The 14861-nt window shown below is 58.4% G+C and carries 12 protein-coding genes; 11 read left to right on the forward strand and 1 reads right to left on the reverse strand.

The window, feature by feature from the left end; genetic code table 11:
- Positions 1-231: 231 nt before the first annotated feature.
- From C5750_RS24230 to rnk, 11 genes are all read left to right on the forward strand, one after another.
- Positions 232-864 (forward strand): MarR family winged helix-turn-helix transcriptional regulator, encoded by a 633-nt coding sequence (locus C5750_RS24230; RefSeq protein ID WP_105737639.1) that lies wholly within the window; start codon positions 232-234, stop codon positions 862-864.
- Positions 865-943: 79 nt separating this feature from the next.
- On the forward strand, positions 944-1870 hold the full coding sequence (locus C5750_RS24235; protein ID WP_105737641.1) for a hydroxymethylglutaryl-CoA lyase: 927 nt from the start codon (positions 944-946) through the stop codon (positions 1868-1870).
- Positions 1871-1879: 9 nt separating this feature from the next.
- Complete coding sequence (locus tag C5750_RS24240) at positions 1880-2629, forward strand: enoyl-CoA hydratase/isomerase family protein (protein ID WP_105737643.1); 750 nt, start codon at positions 1880-1882, stop codon at positions 2627-2629.
- The gene (locus C5750_RS24245; RefSeq protein WP_199538071.1) at positions 2626-3813 is read left to right on the forward strand and encodes a CaiB/BaiF CoA transferase family protein; all 1188 of its coding nucleotides are present in this window, start codon (positions 2626-2628) and stop codon (positions 3811-3813) included. The genes C5750_RS24240 and C5750_RS24245 overlap by 4 nt, the downstream gene beginning before the upstream one ends.
- A gap of 2 nt (positions 3814-3815) precedes the next feature.
- A complete protein-coding gene (locus tag C5750_RS24250) occupies positions 3816-4598 on the forward strand; it encodes an enoyl-CoA hydratase/isomerase family protein (protein WP_105737647.1) in 783 nt (260 codons plus the stop codon).
- Entirely contained in the window at positions 4585-6207 is a 1623-nt protein-coding gene (locus tag C5750_RS24255) for an AMP-binding protein (protein WP_199538070.1), read from the forward strand. Before C5750_RS24250 ends, C5750_RS24255 begins: the two co-directional genes overlap by 14 nt.
- A 10-nt stretch (positions 6208-6217) precedes the next feature.
- Complete coding sequence (locus C5750_RS24260) at positions 6218-7204, forward strand: NAD(P)H-dependent flavin oxidoreductase (RefSeq protein ID WP_105737649.1); 987 nt, start codon at positions 6218-6220, stop codon at positions 7202-7204.
- Complete coding sequence (locus tag C5750_RS24265; protein WP_105737651.1) at positions 7194-8624, forward strand: NAD-dependent succinate-semialdehyde dehydrogenase; 1431 nt, start codon at positions 7194-7196, stop codon at positions 8622-8624. The genes C5750_RS24260 and C5750_RS24265 overlap by 11 nt, the downstream gene beginning before the upstream one ends.
- Before the next feature lie 33 nt (positions 8625-8657).
- Positions 8658-10253 (forward strand): GMC family oxidoreductase, encoded by a 1596-nt coding sequence (locus C5750_RS24270; RefSeq protein WP_105737654.1) that lies wholly within the window; start codon positions 8658-8660, stop codon positions 10251-10253.
- 202 nt (positions 10254-10455) lie between these two features.
- Positions 10456-11970, forward strand: coding sequence for an amidohydrolase (locus tag C5750_RS24275; RefSeq protein WP_245421243.1), 1515 nt, complete (start codon positions 10456-10458; stop codon positions 11968-11970).
- A 719-nt stretch (positions 11971-12689) separates the two neighbouring features.
- Positions 12690-13157: a nucleoside diphosphate kinase regulator gene (gene rnk / locus C5750_RS24285; protein ID WP_245421237.1), complete on the forward strand. Its 468-nt coding sequence runs from the start codon at positions 12690-12692 to the stop codon at positions 13155-13157.
- 152 nt (positions 13158-13309) lie between these two features.
- Here rnk and C5750_RS24290 read toward each other — a convergent pair whose 3' ends face one another.
- Positions 13310-14860 (reverse strand): L,D-transpeptidase family protein, encoded by a 1551-nt coding sequence (locus C5750_RS24290; protein WP_105737662.1) that lies wholly within the window; start codon positions 14858-14860, stop codon positions 13310-13312.
- Position 14861: the final 1 nt, after the last annotated feature.

A 14861-nucleotide genomic window follows, 5' to 3' on the forward strand; every position in this document is an offset into this window, starting at 1 on the left:
GGGCAGCAGCCCCAACCAACAAGCCTGATAATGTAACATGCCTGATTTGCATTGCTCGTTCTCCCGTTTGAGCTGACTGCTTCTCACGTCGCCCCGCTTCCCCTGCAGGGTCATCGACACTGTCGACAAATGTTTCGTATCGTGGCAATCTAGTTGATGAAATTAACTATCTAGTTTACATTGTCAACTAATTTTTTGACATGAAAATCCAATGCATTTCATGGAGACTGAATGAAACAGCCGCAAACCACCCAAACGCACTGGGATGTGAGGCCCGACAGAATGGCGGCAGAGGATCAGCGCTCCATTCCTTCCCTTGCGGGAAGCGCCACGCATGAGTCCGCATCTGGCACAGTGCATGTGGGCCCGAGCCCGGATGGCGATATCCGTGATCTCTTCTCCTTTGAGCTTCAGCGTCTTGCCGGCCTTTCCACGCGGATTGCAGCTCTGTCGATACGCCCCAAATATGGCATTACTGCACGCGAATGGCGCGCCCTTGCAGTGCTGAAATATCTCGGAAAAGTGCCGTTACAGGAGCTTGCCAAGCATAGTGGTCTTCTCAAAAGCCAGATGAGCCGCACCGTCTCGGCGATGATCGATCGCGGCTATATAGAGAAGACCGCCAACCCAGGCGACGGCCGCAGCATCCTGCTGTGCCTGAGTGCCAAGGGCCTCGATCTGTCGGAACAGATTCTGGAAGATTCGTTTGAACGCAACGAGCACATGCTCTCTACGCTCAGCCAGGCCGAACGCCATATACTGATCGAACTCCTGCAACGCGTAACGCGCAGCAGCACGCAGTATTACCACCACCTGAAGCAGACGGCGTCACAGGCCGACTTGCAGCAGCTTGACGAGGAGTGACTAGACCTACGTGAAATTTAGTTGACATTATGAACTATATGGTTCACTTACTCAACCAAATAAAGATGGAGTGAATCGAATGGAGCGAACGGTAGTCATCTGTGAATGCTTCGCTCGGGACGGCCTGCAACACGAAACGGTGACGGTCCCGACCGACATAAAGATTGAACTGATCAATGCCTTCACCGCCGTAGGCTTTGATCGCATAGAAGCGACCAGTTACAGCAACCCCGTTCGCATCCCCTCATTTGCCGATGCCCCCGCTGTCCTGGCGGGGATCACGCGCCGGCAGAGCAGTCACTATAAGGCCACATGTCCCAATAGGCGCGCCATCGAGCGCGCCATTGCGGATACAGAGGCCGGATATGGCGCCGACGAACTGAGCCTTCTCGTATCGGCGACGGAAAGCCACACGCAACGCAATCTCGGCACGACACGGGATCAGCAATGGCAGAACATTGCTGATATGGTGAAACTGTCCGATGGACGCTTTCGCCTTGTCGGCGTCCTATCCATGGCTTTCGGCTGTCCGTTTGAAGGCAAGGTCGACGAAACCAGCGTCCTCACAGATATCGGACGTTTCGCCGCGCTTGGCGTCACCCATGTTTCAGTCTGCGACACCACCGGACATGCAACACCGTCACATGTAAAGCGGCTCTTCCGACGCATCGCGGATGAAATGCCTGACATCATACCCATAGCACATTTTCATGACAGCCGCGGCAGCGGAATTGCAAATTGCGTGGCCGCCTTTGACGCGGGCTGCCGCTGGTTTGACAGTGCGTTTGGCGGTGTTGGCGGCCATCCCGCGCAAATCCGGTACGGACAGGGCTATACCGGCAATGTCGCCACCGAGGACCTCGTCAACCTTTTCGAAGCCGAGGGCATCCATACCGGCCTTGACCTTACCCGCCTCAGCCATACCTCGCAGCTGTGCGAAAAGGTGCTGGGCCGGGAATTGCACAGCCGCGTCGCCCGTGCCGGCTTCGGCCATCTCGCAGCATAGGATCACACGATGCAGCAAACCACCCAATCAGCCGTCCTGCTTGTCGAGGATCGCGGCGTAGTCCGCATCATAACGCTCAACCGCCCGGATAAATTGAATGCCCTCAACACGGCATTGACACAGGCTCTGCACGATGCCCTGATGGCCGCAGACCACGACGATGCCATTCGTGCCATCGTCCTTGCAGGAAACCAGCGCGGCTTCTGTGCCGGCGCCGATCTTTCCGAATTCAGCACCCTGACCCCGGCAAATCAGGATCTTGTCGACAAGCGTGCCGACCTGACCTGCCGCACGCAGGCCATGATGCAGGGTCTGTCGAAGCCCGTGGTGTCAGCTGTGTGCGGAGCGGCCGTCGGCGGCGGTGCCGGGCTTGCCATCGGCGCGGATATGATGGTCGCTGGCACCAATCTCAAATTCGGTTATCCCGAGCTCAAACACTCGATCGTCCCGGCACTCGTCATGACCGGCCTGCAGCGTTCGCTTGGGCGCAAGGCCGCCTTTGAAATGGTCAGTCTTGGCCGCCTGATCGGCGCTGACGAAGCCTTGCAGCTGGGCCTTGCCAATCGTGTGGTTGATCCGGAAGCCGTTCTTGAAACCGCTCTCGGGATTGCGCAACAATGGGCCAGCGCCAATCCGCAGGCCATGGCCGCCGTCAAGACTCTCTATTACACCGTGGCCGATCTTCCCTATGACCAGGCAATGGCAGCGGGCCGCGCGGTCAATGCCCGGATGCGCGGTTTTAGGGAAACGCAATCGTGAAGCCGCTTGAAGGGGTTCGCATTCTCGATTTCTCCCGCGTTCTCGCCGGCCCGATGGCAACCCAAATCCTCGCTGAACTGGGTGCTGACGTCACCAAGGTGGAACGGCCCGGAAATGGGGATGAATCGCGCTCCTTCGAACCACGTCTGCCCGAGGGCGAGAGTGCCTATTTCTTCGCCTTCAATCGCGGCAAGCGCTCGCTGACACTCAATCTGAAATCCCGCGAGGGTCAGGAGATCGCCGCGAAGCTGGCGGCGCAATCGGACGTGATCGTTGAAAACTTCCTGCCAGGCGATATGGACAATTTCAATCTCGGCTATGACGAGCTGTCGGCAAGCAATCCGGGTTTGATCTATGTCTCCAACACCGGGTTCGGCCAGACCGGCCCCTATCGTCATCGCCACGGCTACGACACCATCTTTCAGGCCCTGTCCGGCGTGATGCAACTGACCGGTCATCCCGATACGCCGCCAGCAAAGGCGGGCATTCCCATTGCCGACATGTCATCGGGCTTGTGGATCGCCATTGCCATATTGACCGGTCTGGTCGGACGCGGGAAGAGCGGCAAGGGATGTCACATCGATCTGGCGATGATGGATGTGCAGGCAAGCCTGCTGGCGCTTGCCGCTGCCCGCCTCTTCGCGCTGGACGAGGACATAACCCGTGCAGGCACCGAACATCCCGGCCGCGTGCCTTCGGCAGCCTTTCAATGCCGTGACGGCGATTGGCTGCATGTCAGCGGAAGCGACCAGCACTGGCCCGCATTATGCACCATTCTCGGTCTTGATGCGCTTGCTGCCGATGCCACGCTTGCAACCAATAGTGGCCGCGTCGCCGCACGTGAGCAAGTGATGGTATCCATGCGCGGCGCCATTGCCGTACGGGAACGCGGAGCGCTGGCGCAAGAGCTGCGAGCGGGCGGCATACCTGCCGGGGAAGTCAATACGGTACGCGAAATTCTCAATGATGCCCATATGACCGACCGGCAGGTCGTCGGTGCATTTGATCACCCGACCGCCGGGCGTTTTCCTGCTCTGCGCACGCCGATCCGCTTTGCGGGGTTCGATAATCCGCAGATCGGTTGCCCGCCGCCGCTCGGTGGGGACACGTTTGATATTTTATCCGGTGAACTCGGGTTCAGCGACGAGGCCATCACCAAGCTCAAAGAGGATGGAGTGATTTGACAATGGACGCCACAGCACCGGTCACCTGCCATCACGACGGTCCGATAGCCCACGTCATCCTCAATCGGCCTTCGGCGCGCAATGCCTTGAACTTGCCGATGTGCCTCAAACTGCGCTCGGTCTTCGAACAGCTGGATGCCGACAATGCGACGCTCGTCATCCTGCTTTCGGCCAATGGCCCGGTCTTTTGCGCCGGCGCCGATCTGAAGGAACGCGCCGACAAGGATGAAACCTGGATGATCGCCCGCAGGCGCGCTTCCTTCGCCGCCTATGACGCCATCGCCCGCTGCCGCAAGCCTGTCGTCGCCCTGACGCAGGGGCCCGTTGTCGGCTCCGGCGGCGAAATCCTGATGAGCTGCGATTTCGTCATCGCATCGGAACTCACCACATTCCGCTTCCCCGAACCGCAATGGGGGACCGTTGGCGCGACTCAGCGCCTGCAACGCGTCATCGGCAAGATGCGCGCCAAGGAACTTCTGTTCACCGGACGCACCATGCCGGTCGATGAAGCCTATGAGCGAGGGCTGGTTGCCCGCATCGTTCCACCCGATCAACTGGCTGCAACGGGACAGGAAATCGCGGCGGGCATAGCGGCCGCGCCCGCCCTTGCCATGTCCCTCACCAAGCAGGCAGTCGACCTCGGTCATGAAACCGATCTCGGCAATGGCATCCGCATCGAGATGGCGGCCATAGAGCGGTGTCTTGCCGATGGCGGATGGCGCAATGGCATTCAAAAATTCAACGACCGGATGGGTATGGAAAGGACTGCCGATGAGCAGGGGTGATATCGATCTTAAGGCAATCTGTCCTTTGACCGTCGCTTCCGCCCTTGCCCGTGCGGCGGCCAGCGCTCCCGATGTGGAAGCGATTGTCGCCGGTGACGGCCGCATCACCTATGACCAGCTTGCCAGGGACGTGGCAATCATCCGCAAGGGGTTGCATGCTCAGGGTGTAGGCAAGGGAGACCATGTCGGCCTGTGTCTTGGCAATTCGGTGCGCTGGGTGACAACATTTTTGGCGCTCGGTTCGCTCGGTGCGGTGACGGTTCCCATCAACACCCGCTTTGTCGCTCCGGAAATGGCTTATGCGCTGGATCAGTCGCAGGTCAAAATGCTCATTATTTGCGACCGTTTCCTCAAGGTCGATTTCATTGCCCTCCTGCGACAAATCTGTGCCGGAATCGACAAAGCACTTCCCGATGCTGCCCTGCCTTTCCTTGGCAAGATCATCGTCATCGGGACCGACGTTCCCGCCAGCGCCATCAGCTGGGATGAAATGATTCAATCCGGCGTCAGGGGACCGGGCCACGAACTATCGGTTGCGGAACCGGATGATCCGCTGCTCATACAATACACCTCAGGCACCACCTCATTTCCGAAAGGTGTCTTGCTGACCCACCGCAACATGTTGGCGAATGCCTATTTTTCCGGTCTGCGGATGGGACTGCGCCCTGCCGACCGCTTTCACAGCGCCCGGCCCTTCTTCCACGTCGCGGGAACAACATTGTCGATTCTTTCGGCCCTGCAGCAAATGGCAACATTGGTGAGCATGGACCGCTTTGAACCAGGCGAAGCCCTCCGGCTCATGGAGGCCGAAAAATGCACGCATTTTTCCGGCAACGACACCATGGCCCTGATGCTCCTTAATCATCCGGACCTGCCGGCGCGAAAACTCGTCCTGCGTGGTGCATGGCTTGCCGCGTCGCCGACCATCGTTCGCCGCGTCATTGATGAACTCGGCGCGCGCGAATGTGTGGTCGGCTACGGCCTTTCCGAAGCGTCGCCCAATGTGGCGCAGTCCTGCTTCTGGGAAGCGGAGGAAATCCGGGCCAGCGCCGCCATGCGCATACAGTCCGGAGTCAGCGTCCGCATTCGCACGGCGGATGGGGGCGAGGCTCCGGCAGGTCAACCCGGCGAAATTCTGGTGTGCGGCTGGAATGTCATGCAAGGCTATTTCAACAAGCCGGAGGAAACCACCGCCGCGCTCGACACGGACGGGTGGCTTTCGACCGGCGATCTTGGGCAATGCGATGATGCGGGCCGCCTCACCTTTCTTGGCCGCGTCAAGGATATCGTGCGTGTCGGTGGAGAAAATGTCTCACCTGCGGATGTCGAAAATGTGCTGCACCGCAATCCCGCCATCCGGCAGGCCGCCGTTGTCGGCGTTCCCGACGAGCGCCTGGTCGAGGTAACCGCAGCTTTTGTCATTCTCAATGATGGGGTGACTGCAACCGCTGAGGAGATCATGCAATGGTCAAAGGGTGAAATGGCGGGTTTCAAGGTGCCGCGCCACATATGGATCGTGGACGGCTTCGAGACCATCGGCATGACCGCCAGCGCCAAGATCCAGAAGAAGCAGCTTGCGGAACATGCTCGCACGCTTCTCGGCCTGTGAGGTGGTCCCCATGCGCATAGAAACATCCGTCACCCGGCTTCTTCGTATTGACCTGCCAATCATTCAGGCCGGCATGTCGTGGGCTTCCTCTAATGCAGCGCTTCCACTGGCCGTCTCCCAGGCAGGGGGGCTCGGTGTCATTGCCGCCGGGCCGATGTATCGCGACGATCTGGCCGTAGCGATTGACGAGGTGCAGGCGGGCACTGACCGGCCTTTCGCCGTTAATTTGCCGCTCTATCGCAAAGGCGCCGATGAGATAATCGACCTGCTGGTCGAAAAGCGTATTCCGGTCCTCATTGCATCGCAGGGCGGCCCTGGGAGATACCTGCATCGTTTCAAACCGATTGGCACGGTATGCCTTCACGTCGTGGCAGGCGAGGACCATGCCCGCAAGGCGGCCGATGCCGGCGTTGACGGACTGATTGCAGTGGGCGGCGAAGCTGGCGGTCATCCGCCGCCGGATCTGGTTTCAACATTGGTGCTTGGGCGCGCCATCGCCAAGGCTGTTCCGCATGTGCCGCTTGTACTCAGCGGCGGATTTACCGATGGCCAGGGGCTGGCGGCAGCGCTGTCGCTTGGTGCAGGCGCGGCACAGTTCGGCACGCGCTTCATGCTGTCGCGAGAAGCCCGGCTTCATGACGCCTATAAGGACTGTCTGCTGCAGGCGCGCATCGGCGATACGGTTATCGTGGGGCGCGACCTAGGCATGATCCGCGTGCTTCGCAATGTCTTTGCCGACCGCATGATGGAAATCGAGCGCCAGGATACGGCGGAAGATGTCAGGCGCGCGTTTTTCCAAACTGCCTCCCTGAAAGCTGCGGCCTTCGGCGGCGACACACAAATGGGCAAGCTTGAGGCAGGCCAGAGCGCTGGCCTGGTTTCGGATATTCTCCCGGCGGCAGACATCGTGCGGCGGGTCGCACTCGAATATGCGGCAACCGTCAACGCGCTGCCCATTCCCAATGAAGACGAGGAAAGAAAACTCCATGCTGGATAAACCACTCTTGATTGACGGCACCTGGCGTGCGCCCTCCGGAACCCGTGCGGGCGAAGTCAGGAATCCTGCAACTGGCCAAACGATCGCCCGCCTGCCCTTCTGTGAAAAGGCCGATCTCGATGACGCCCTCGCGGCTGCCGCCAAAGGTTTTCAAACATGGCGCAAGATGACAGCGCTGGAACGGGCCAAGATCATGCAACGCGCTGCGGCGCTTCTGCGCGAGCGGGCCGATGCGATTGCGCACCACATGGTTCGTGAACAGGGCAAGCCGCTGGCCGAAGCCCGCGGTGAAGCCAACGCCGCACCGGAACATGTCGAATGGCATGCGGAAGAAGGGCGCCGCACCTATGGCCGCGTCATTCCCTCCCGCATTCCCGGCGCGCGCCAGATGGTGATCAGGGAGCCAGTCGGCCCGGTTGCCGCTTTTTCACCGTGGAATTTCCCCGTCAACCAGCTGGTGCGCAAAATCTCTGCAGCCCTGGCCGCCGGATGTTCGATCATCGCCAAACCACCCGAGGAAACCCCGTCGGCCTGTATTGAGCTCGCCCGTGCATTTCAGGATGCTGGCGTGCCCGATGGTGTCATCAACATCGTCTTCGGCGTTCCCGCGGAAGTATCCGAGTATCTGATCGCATCGCCGGTCATCCGCAAGATTTCCTTTACCGGCTCGGTGCCCGTCGGCAAGCATCTGGGCGCATTGGCTGCCGCTGGCGTCAAACGCGCGACAATGGAACTGGGCGGACATGCACCCTTCATCGTTGCCGAAGACGCGGATATCGAGGCTGCCGTCCGTCTTGGCGTCATGCTCAAATTCCGCAATGCCGGGCAGGTGTGCGCGTCACCAACCCGCTTCTATATTGAAGAGCCCGTGTACGACGCGTTTCGCACGGCCTTCGTCACCGCAGCCAAGAACCTGATGATCGGCGATGGTCTCAACCCGTCCACGCAGATGGGCCCACTGGCCAATCCGCGCCGGCTCGACGCCATGGACGACTTTGTCGAGGATGCCATCGCGGCGGGCGCACATCTGGATTGTGGCGGGCGGCGGGTCGGTAATGCCGGCTTCTTTTTCGAGCCGACGGTATTATCGAATGTCCCCGAAAGCACGCGCATCATGAATGACGAGCCTTTCGGTCCCATCGCCGCATTGGCGAAGGTCGCATCCATCGACGAGGCCATCGCGCGCAGCAACCGGCTTGACTTCGGCCTCGCGGCTTTTGCATTCACCCGCTCGCTTGCGACCGCCAACCGGTTCTCGGATGAGCTGCAAGCAGGCATGGTGTCGATCAACCATTTCGGCATTGCAGCGGCAGAAACACCCTTCGGCGGCATCAAGGAGAGCGGCTACGGCAGCGAGGGCGGCGCGGAAAGCCTCGATGCGTTCATGACCGTGAAATTCATCAGCCATATCGGAGCCTGAGCAAGTCAAATCTAGCGGGGAGGAGGAATCCCGGTGCAAACCTATGACTACATTGTCGTTGGCGCAGGATCTTCGGGCTGTGTTCTGGCGAACCGGCTGGTGACGGCTGGCAAGAGCGTGCTGCTGCTCGAAGCCGGAGCACGCGACAACACGCCATTCATCCATATTCCCGCCACTTTCGTTCGCGTGCTCGGCACGAAGCGGACATGGATGTACCGCACTGAACCGGAGCCCGGCGCCAATGGCCGGGTGCTCACGGTCCCGCAAGGGCGCACGCTTGGCGGTGGCTCCTCCGTCAACGCAATGATCTATATTCGCGGGCAGGCGGAAGACTATGATACGTGGCGCGATCTGGGCTGCGCGGGCTGGGGTTACAGCGAGGTTCTGCCGGTCTTCCGCCGCTCGGAAGACAATGAAACGTTTTCCGATGCATTCCATGGCACAGGCGGCGCGTTGAAAGTATCCGAACCGCGCCATCGCCACCCCATCAGCTCGGCCTTCGTGCGCGCAGCACAGGAAGCGGGCCTGCCCTACACCGCCGATTTCAACGGCGCGACGCAGGAAGGCATCGGGTTCTATCAGACAACAACCTTTAACCAGAAGCGCGCCTCCACCGCTGCGACTTTTCTGAAGGCGGTCCTGAAATCACCTTTGCTGACCGTCCGGACGGAGAGTGAAGCACACGGCCTCATTCTTGAAAATGGCGCGGCTGCCGGCATTTGTTACCGCACACGCGACTGCACCATGCACACCGCGCGCGCCAGGGAGGAAGTTGTCCTGAGCGCTGGTGCACTGGCCACGCCCAAACTGCTGATGCTCTCGGGTATCGGCCCTGGCGCGGAGTTGCAGCAGCATGGCATAGCAGTGATGCGCAACCTTCCGGGCGTAGGCGAAAATTTCCAGGATCACATCACCGCTTCAGTATACGGCGTAACCGACAGTCCCATCTCGCTCAAGGGACAGGACAGGGGCTTTCGCGCCATCGCAAACGGCCTGCAATATATGGTCACCAGGTCCGGCCTGCTGACATCGAATGTCGTGGAAACCGGCGGCTTTGTCGATACGTCCGGCAAAGGCAGACCCGACATCCAGTTCCATGTGACGCCAGCGCTTGTCGGCGATGCGCTGCGCGGACAGATGGAAGGACACGGTGTGTCGATCAATCCCTGCATCCTGCGTCCGCTATCGCGTGGCAAGGTTTCGCTGCGCAGCCCTGATCCGCAGGACCCGATTGTCTTTATCGGCAACAACCTGACGCATCAGGACGATGTCGACACGCTCGTGCGGGGCATCCGGCTGGCCCGCCGCATTCTGGCAGCCCCATCCATGCGTGCCCTGGGTTTCCGCGAATTTTTACCAGGGCCAGGGGCGGAAAGCGATACACAACTGGTGCAACACGCCCGCTCTATGGCCAAGACGGTCTATCACCCGGCTGGCACCTGCAAGATGGGAAATGATTCACTGGCGGTCGTGGACAACAGGTTGAGGGTCATTGGCGTGCCGCGCCTGCGCATTTCCGATGCCTCGGTCATGCCGACCCTTGTCAGCGGCAACACCAATGCCCCCTGCGTCATGATCGCTGAACGTTGTGCCGATTTCCTCCTCGGACGGGACAACGGCCAGTCATGATCCCACGAAGGAGAATGGAAGCATGGCAGCCGGACAGATATTGCATAACGGAAGAATTCATACACTCGATACGGCCTCCAGCGTTGTTGATGCCATCGCCTTCGGCCGGGACGGCAAAATACTTGCGCTCGGCCGACTGCACGACATGCAGTCGTTGATCGATGAAACAACCGAAGTGTTTGACCTGCAAGGCTGTTTTGTGATGCCGGGTCTCATTGATTTTCATCTCCATGCGCTGCCGGGCATGATCGTCAAATTGTACAGCACCCGGCTTAAGCCGACTGACAATTTTGCGGCCGTTCTTGAGCGTATCCGGCTTGCCGCTCTTGAACCGGGGGAACGCGAATGGATTGTCGGCAGTGCGTTCGGGCCATCGGCACTGGCGGACATGCAGCAACTGGGCGCCCAGGCGTTGCATATGCTCGATGCCGTCAGTAATGGACGACCGGTCGTCCTCGAACATGTCAGTGGGCACGGCATCTTTGCCAATTCAGCGGCCTTGGTCCGTGCTGGTATCACCGCGCATACGCCCAATCCGCCGGATGGCGAAATCGTCAAGGTGGCCGGCCAGGTGACTGGCTTGCTGCATGAAACTGCCGCATGGCTAGTACAGGACAAAATTCCAGCCCTTACCCCGCAGCAGATGATCGATGTCGCCGGAAAGGCTGTTGCATTGTTCAACAGTGTGGGAATGACCGGCTTTTGCGATGCCAGCAGCACGATAGACATGCTGAACACATTTCGCGCCCTGGATGATCAGGGCCGCCTCACCTGCTGGGCGGGCTTTACCCTTGCGCTGAGCAGCACGTGCCCGGGCTACGATCCGGCGGCGGCCGAACACCTGCTGGCCGAACACCGGAACATTTGCGGGGAACATATGATCGCCGGCGCAGCCAAGATTTTTCTTGACGGTGTTCCCTCCCTGCGTACGGCAGCCATGATCGACCCTTACCCGTCCGATGATCCCGATGTCCTGCCGGATCATCGCGGTGCCATGGCTCTTTCACCCGAGGAGTTGGAAGAGGAAATTGCGCGCTTCGACAGGCTGGGGTTGAGTGTCAAGGTACATGCAATCGGAGACCGTGCTGTTCTCACGGTTATCGACGCGGTCGAAGCGGTTCGGCGAACAAATGGCCCCAATGGTCCACAGCATCACATCGCGCATGGCCAGTTCATTCGGCCGGACGATATCGCGCGTCTGTCGCAGTTGAATATCCTTGCCGATCTCAACCCACCCTTGTGGTTTCCCAGCAGCGCAAGTCTGACGCATAAAGGGATCGTCGGTGATCAGCGGTACGCCTCAACGTGGCCGGTGCGCAGCCTGCTCGACACCGGTACAGACGTTGCCGTCGGGTCGGACTGGTTGACCATCTTTGCGGATATCAATCCGTGGCTCGCACTTTCCGGCTTGCTCACACGCCGCGACCCCACCGGAAAATTTCCCGGTGTCCACGCGCCGGAGCAGGCTATCAGCCTTCACCAGGCTCTTCCGCTTTTCACCAGAAACCCTGCCCTGGCCATGCGGCTTGGCGAGAAAACCGGCCAATTGGCCGTTGGCCTTTCTGCCGATCTGATTGTGCTCGATCGCGATCTGACCACGATATCTCCCGAACATATTGCCGGCACAAAGGTCCTGGCTACATTCTTTCAGGGGCGACTTGTTCATCCTGCCGATAAGCATGTAAAAGGAATCTTCAGACTAACAACCCATGTATAGTATCAGTTTTCTACATATGGCGCATTCAGGCGTTCGTTTGACAATGCCGATAATAAGCAAATTTCGAGCATTTGAGATGGTAGCTCAAATGTCTACAAACATAGCCGACCATCAAGCGGCAAAAGTCGCATGGTCATGAAGTGGTGTTTTGCAGCGAATTCGCGGGATGGCTGTGAAAAGCTTGAATTGACGGCTTTCAGTGGTGCGGCGACACTTGCAGTCCATAGCAATACACGAGGGAAAACGACGGATGAGCCAAACCGCTGGCGCCACATGGCAAACGCACCGAAAGACGGTAGCCGAATCCTCGTAACGATCCGTCCATCCGAACAGGGGCAGCCCCCAGTGGATGGATACTGAAAGACAAACCATCAGGACAGCAGGATAAAAGCCCAATTTAACCTGGGTACCTCAATTTTACGATATCCGGTTAGCTTTTCTCGCGGGTTGACTTTAGGGATTGCTTACCCAACTATACCGAGATGAAATATACTGCTAAAACCATTTGCGATTATCTATATCGGGTTTTCCCCATCGCGGGATATTAACCCCCGGCTCGGTTGCCCATGCTTCGAGTCGAGGGGCGCCACATAACGACTGCGATCAGGATGAAAGGGGCTTTGGGCTCCCGCGTCCATGACACATTCATAATAAAATAGTTACACTGAAAAGCCGGCACTGAATCCCCACCCTAAGGGCGATGTGCGGATCGAAAAGAGATGAGCATTGAAATGCAGCACATGCGACAGACCAAACGCAAACCCAACATCCGTATATCGCAGACTGATCATTCAAGATTGACTGCGTTAGCGAGTAGCTCGATGACAGAAAATCCGGAAGTTTCCGAGGAATTGCTAGACGAACTTGATCGCGCCAAGGTTGTCGCCGACGGATCCATTGCTGCCAAAGTGGTGCAGATGGGCTCGACCGTCACGTACAAAGCTTCGACCAATGACACAAAAACCGTCAAGCTCGTCTTCCCGGGAGAAGCGGATATAACCCAAGGCAAGGTCTCTATTCTCACGCCGATCGGGACGGCGTTGATCGGCTTGTCCATCGGGCAATCCATTTCGTGGACTGCCCGCAACGGGCGTAGTCATGAACTGACGATCCACGACGTCATTCACCCACTCAGCGTGGACCAACAACCAATCTCGGAAAAATCCGTTAGGCCCTCCAACGAGTAGTAGAGAGGGGATTGCTGCAAGACGAATCCGCACAGACTGTTCTAGCGGCAGTCTGGCAATGTCGTTCCCCGGCTGACGGAGGTAATGGCTACCCGGCAAACCCGGTGCGGTTCACTTGCTCGTACCAGGAACAACTTATTGAGGATCCGCATCTAATTCTGCAGACGCTCGCTCAATCGACAGAGGAAACAAAGCTCGCTATGCACTGGTGCCGTTAGTCCTGCAAAAATGATCGCCCCATCATAGGGCATCAAAATCTCGCTGCCATCCGCACGTTTCCCGATGAGTTCACCCTTGTTGACGGGTTCGCCAGCTGCAAATTGTTTTACCAGATGGTCCTCATCATGATCGGCGAGGATGGCATCGCATATTTCCAGCACACGCGGTGTTTGGGCTCGTGGCCGCGCGTCCGCAACCATACCCAGAGATGCCATGCCATTGACGAGACAGTCATAACCAACCTGTGGTCCCTTTGGGTCCAGATGCTGGCCACATTCAACCGTAACCCCATAGCCGCCGGTAAAGCGCATATATTCGGTTGTGCCTATACCATGCAGTGATGACAGGCCTTCGATTACGCCTGCATCGCGTTTTTGCTTTAGTGCTTTTTCATGCGCAGGCAGCCAGCCATGCACAACGAGCGGAAGATCGAGTGCTTTCGCCAGTTTAGTCTCTGCCGCTTCATGGGCAAAAGGTTCGAGCGATCCGTTGTTATCCCGTGGGCCGATCAGTGCGAAAGCGTCACCTTCCGAGCTGAAAGAATGCAAATCCATCAACACATCATGAGCCCGTAGCAGCGGGCACATGATATTGGCCACGCGATCTTCATTGTCCTGCGGCATGGCACTTTCCGCAAGATTGCGATTAAAGTTGCGATCTCCGATGCGCGTATTCCTGCGGAAGGCAAGCCCGTTGACCACCGGCACAAAAGTAACCATGCCGCATTCCAGTTCTCTTTGTCCTGTGCGAAACTCATTGATCAGACGGCTGATCGCATAAGGGCCGGCTGGCTCGTTGCCATGGACAGAACCTGTAACAATCAAACGCGGCCCAGGTTTCATACCGTGAAACGTAACGCTCTCAATGGATTTTGGCGGCGCGCTAACAAAGGGTGCGAGCAGCGTCACCGGATCGTCAATTGAAGCGATGTCGACGACCATACCGGGGCACAGACGCCGCGCCAGTTCGATCAAATGCTCATGTGCCACGACCACGCAGCCGGATGTGCCGCTGTAATCCGGTCGTGCCGTGTGCATGAAAATGGCTGAACCGCCGCGAGCCTCAGGCAGCGCATCGTTCCAGCCAACAGGTATGATCAGATCAAACAGTCTCTCGCCACGGCGTGAAGCTTGTGTTTCGTCTGTTTCGAACACCAGCTGATTATAGAAGGGGCTGTCGGCATCTTCGATCCAGCGGTAATTTTCAGGCTTGGGCAAAAACGGAAAATCAAAGCCACGAGGCTCGTCACCGAAAACCGTCGGATCATAAAACCCATAACGCAAGGGATGACGGCCACGCGGCGTTTTACCGTCGCCTTCCCGTTTCAACTGCGGATCCACCAGGCCGTTACGGCCGATGGCGCACTTGACGGTCCAGTCACCTATGGTCAGCAGACCAATATGCGGGGTTTGTGGATCATACCCTGTACGCACGACAATTGTGGGTTGTTCGAGTGTTCCGACCATAAACGGGTTTTGACTCATG

Source organism: Phyllobacterium myrsinacearum (assembly GCF_002980555.1).
GTDB classification, from domain to species: domain Bacteria; phylum Pseudomonadota; class Alphaproteobacteria; order Rhizobiales; family Rhizobiaceae; genus Phyllobacterium; species Phyllobacterium myrsinacearum.

Excerpts from the sequence above, each read along its gene's own strand:
- C5750_RS24230 (WP_105737639.1), top strand. The coding sequence starts at position 232 with ATGAAACAGCCGCAAACCACCCAAACGCACTGGGATGTGAGGCCCGAC.
- C5750_RS24235 (WP_105737641.1), top strand. The coding sequence starts at position 944 with ATGGAGCGAACGGTAGTCATCTGTGAATGCTTCGCTCGGGACGGCCTG.
- C5750_RS24240 (WP_105737643.1), top strand. The coding sequence starts at position 1,880 with ATGCAGCAAACCACCCAATCAGCCGTCCTGCTTGTCGAGGATCGCGGC.
- C5750_RS24250 (WP_105737647.1), top strand. The coding sequence starts at position 3,816 with ATGGACGCCACAGCACCGGTCACCTGCCATCACGACGGTCCGATAGCC.
- C5750_RS24255 (WP_199538070.1), top strand. The coding sequence starts at position 4,585 with ATGAGCAGGGGTGATATCGATCTTAAGGCAATCTGTCCTTTGACCGTC.
- C5750_RS24260 (WP_105737649.1), top strand. The coding sequence starts at position 6,218 with ATGCGCATAGAAACATCCGTCACCCGGCTTCTTCGTATTGACCTGCCA.
- C5750_RS24265 (WP_105737651.1), top strand. The coding sequence starts at position 7,194 with ATGCTGGATAAACCACTCTTGATTGACGGCACCTGGCGTGCGCCCTCC.
- C5750_RS24275 (WP_245421243.1), top strand. The coding sequence starts at position 10,456 with ATGCCGGGTCTCATTGATTTTCATCTCCATGCGCTGCCGGGCATGATC.
- rnk (WP_245421237.1), top strand. The coding sequence starts at position 12,690 with ATGAGCATTGAAATGCAGCACATGCGACAGACCAAACGCAAACCCAAC.
- C5750_RS24290 (WP_105737662.1), bottom strand. The coding sequence starts at position 14,860 with ATGAGTCAAAACCCGTTTATGGTCGGAACACTCGAACAACCCACAATT.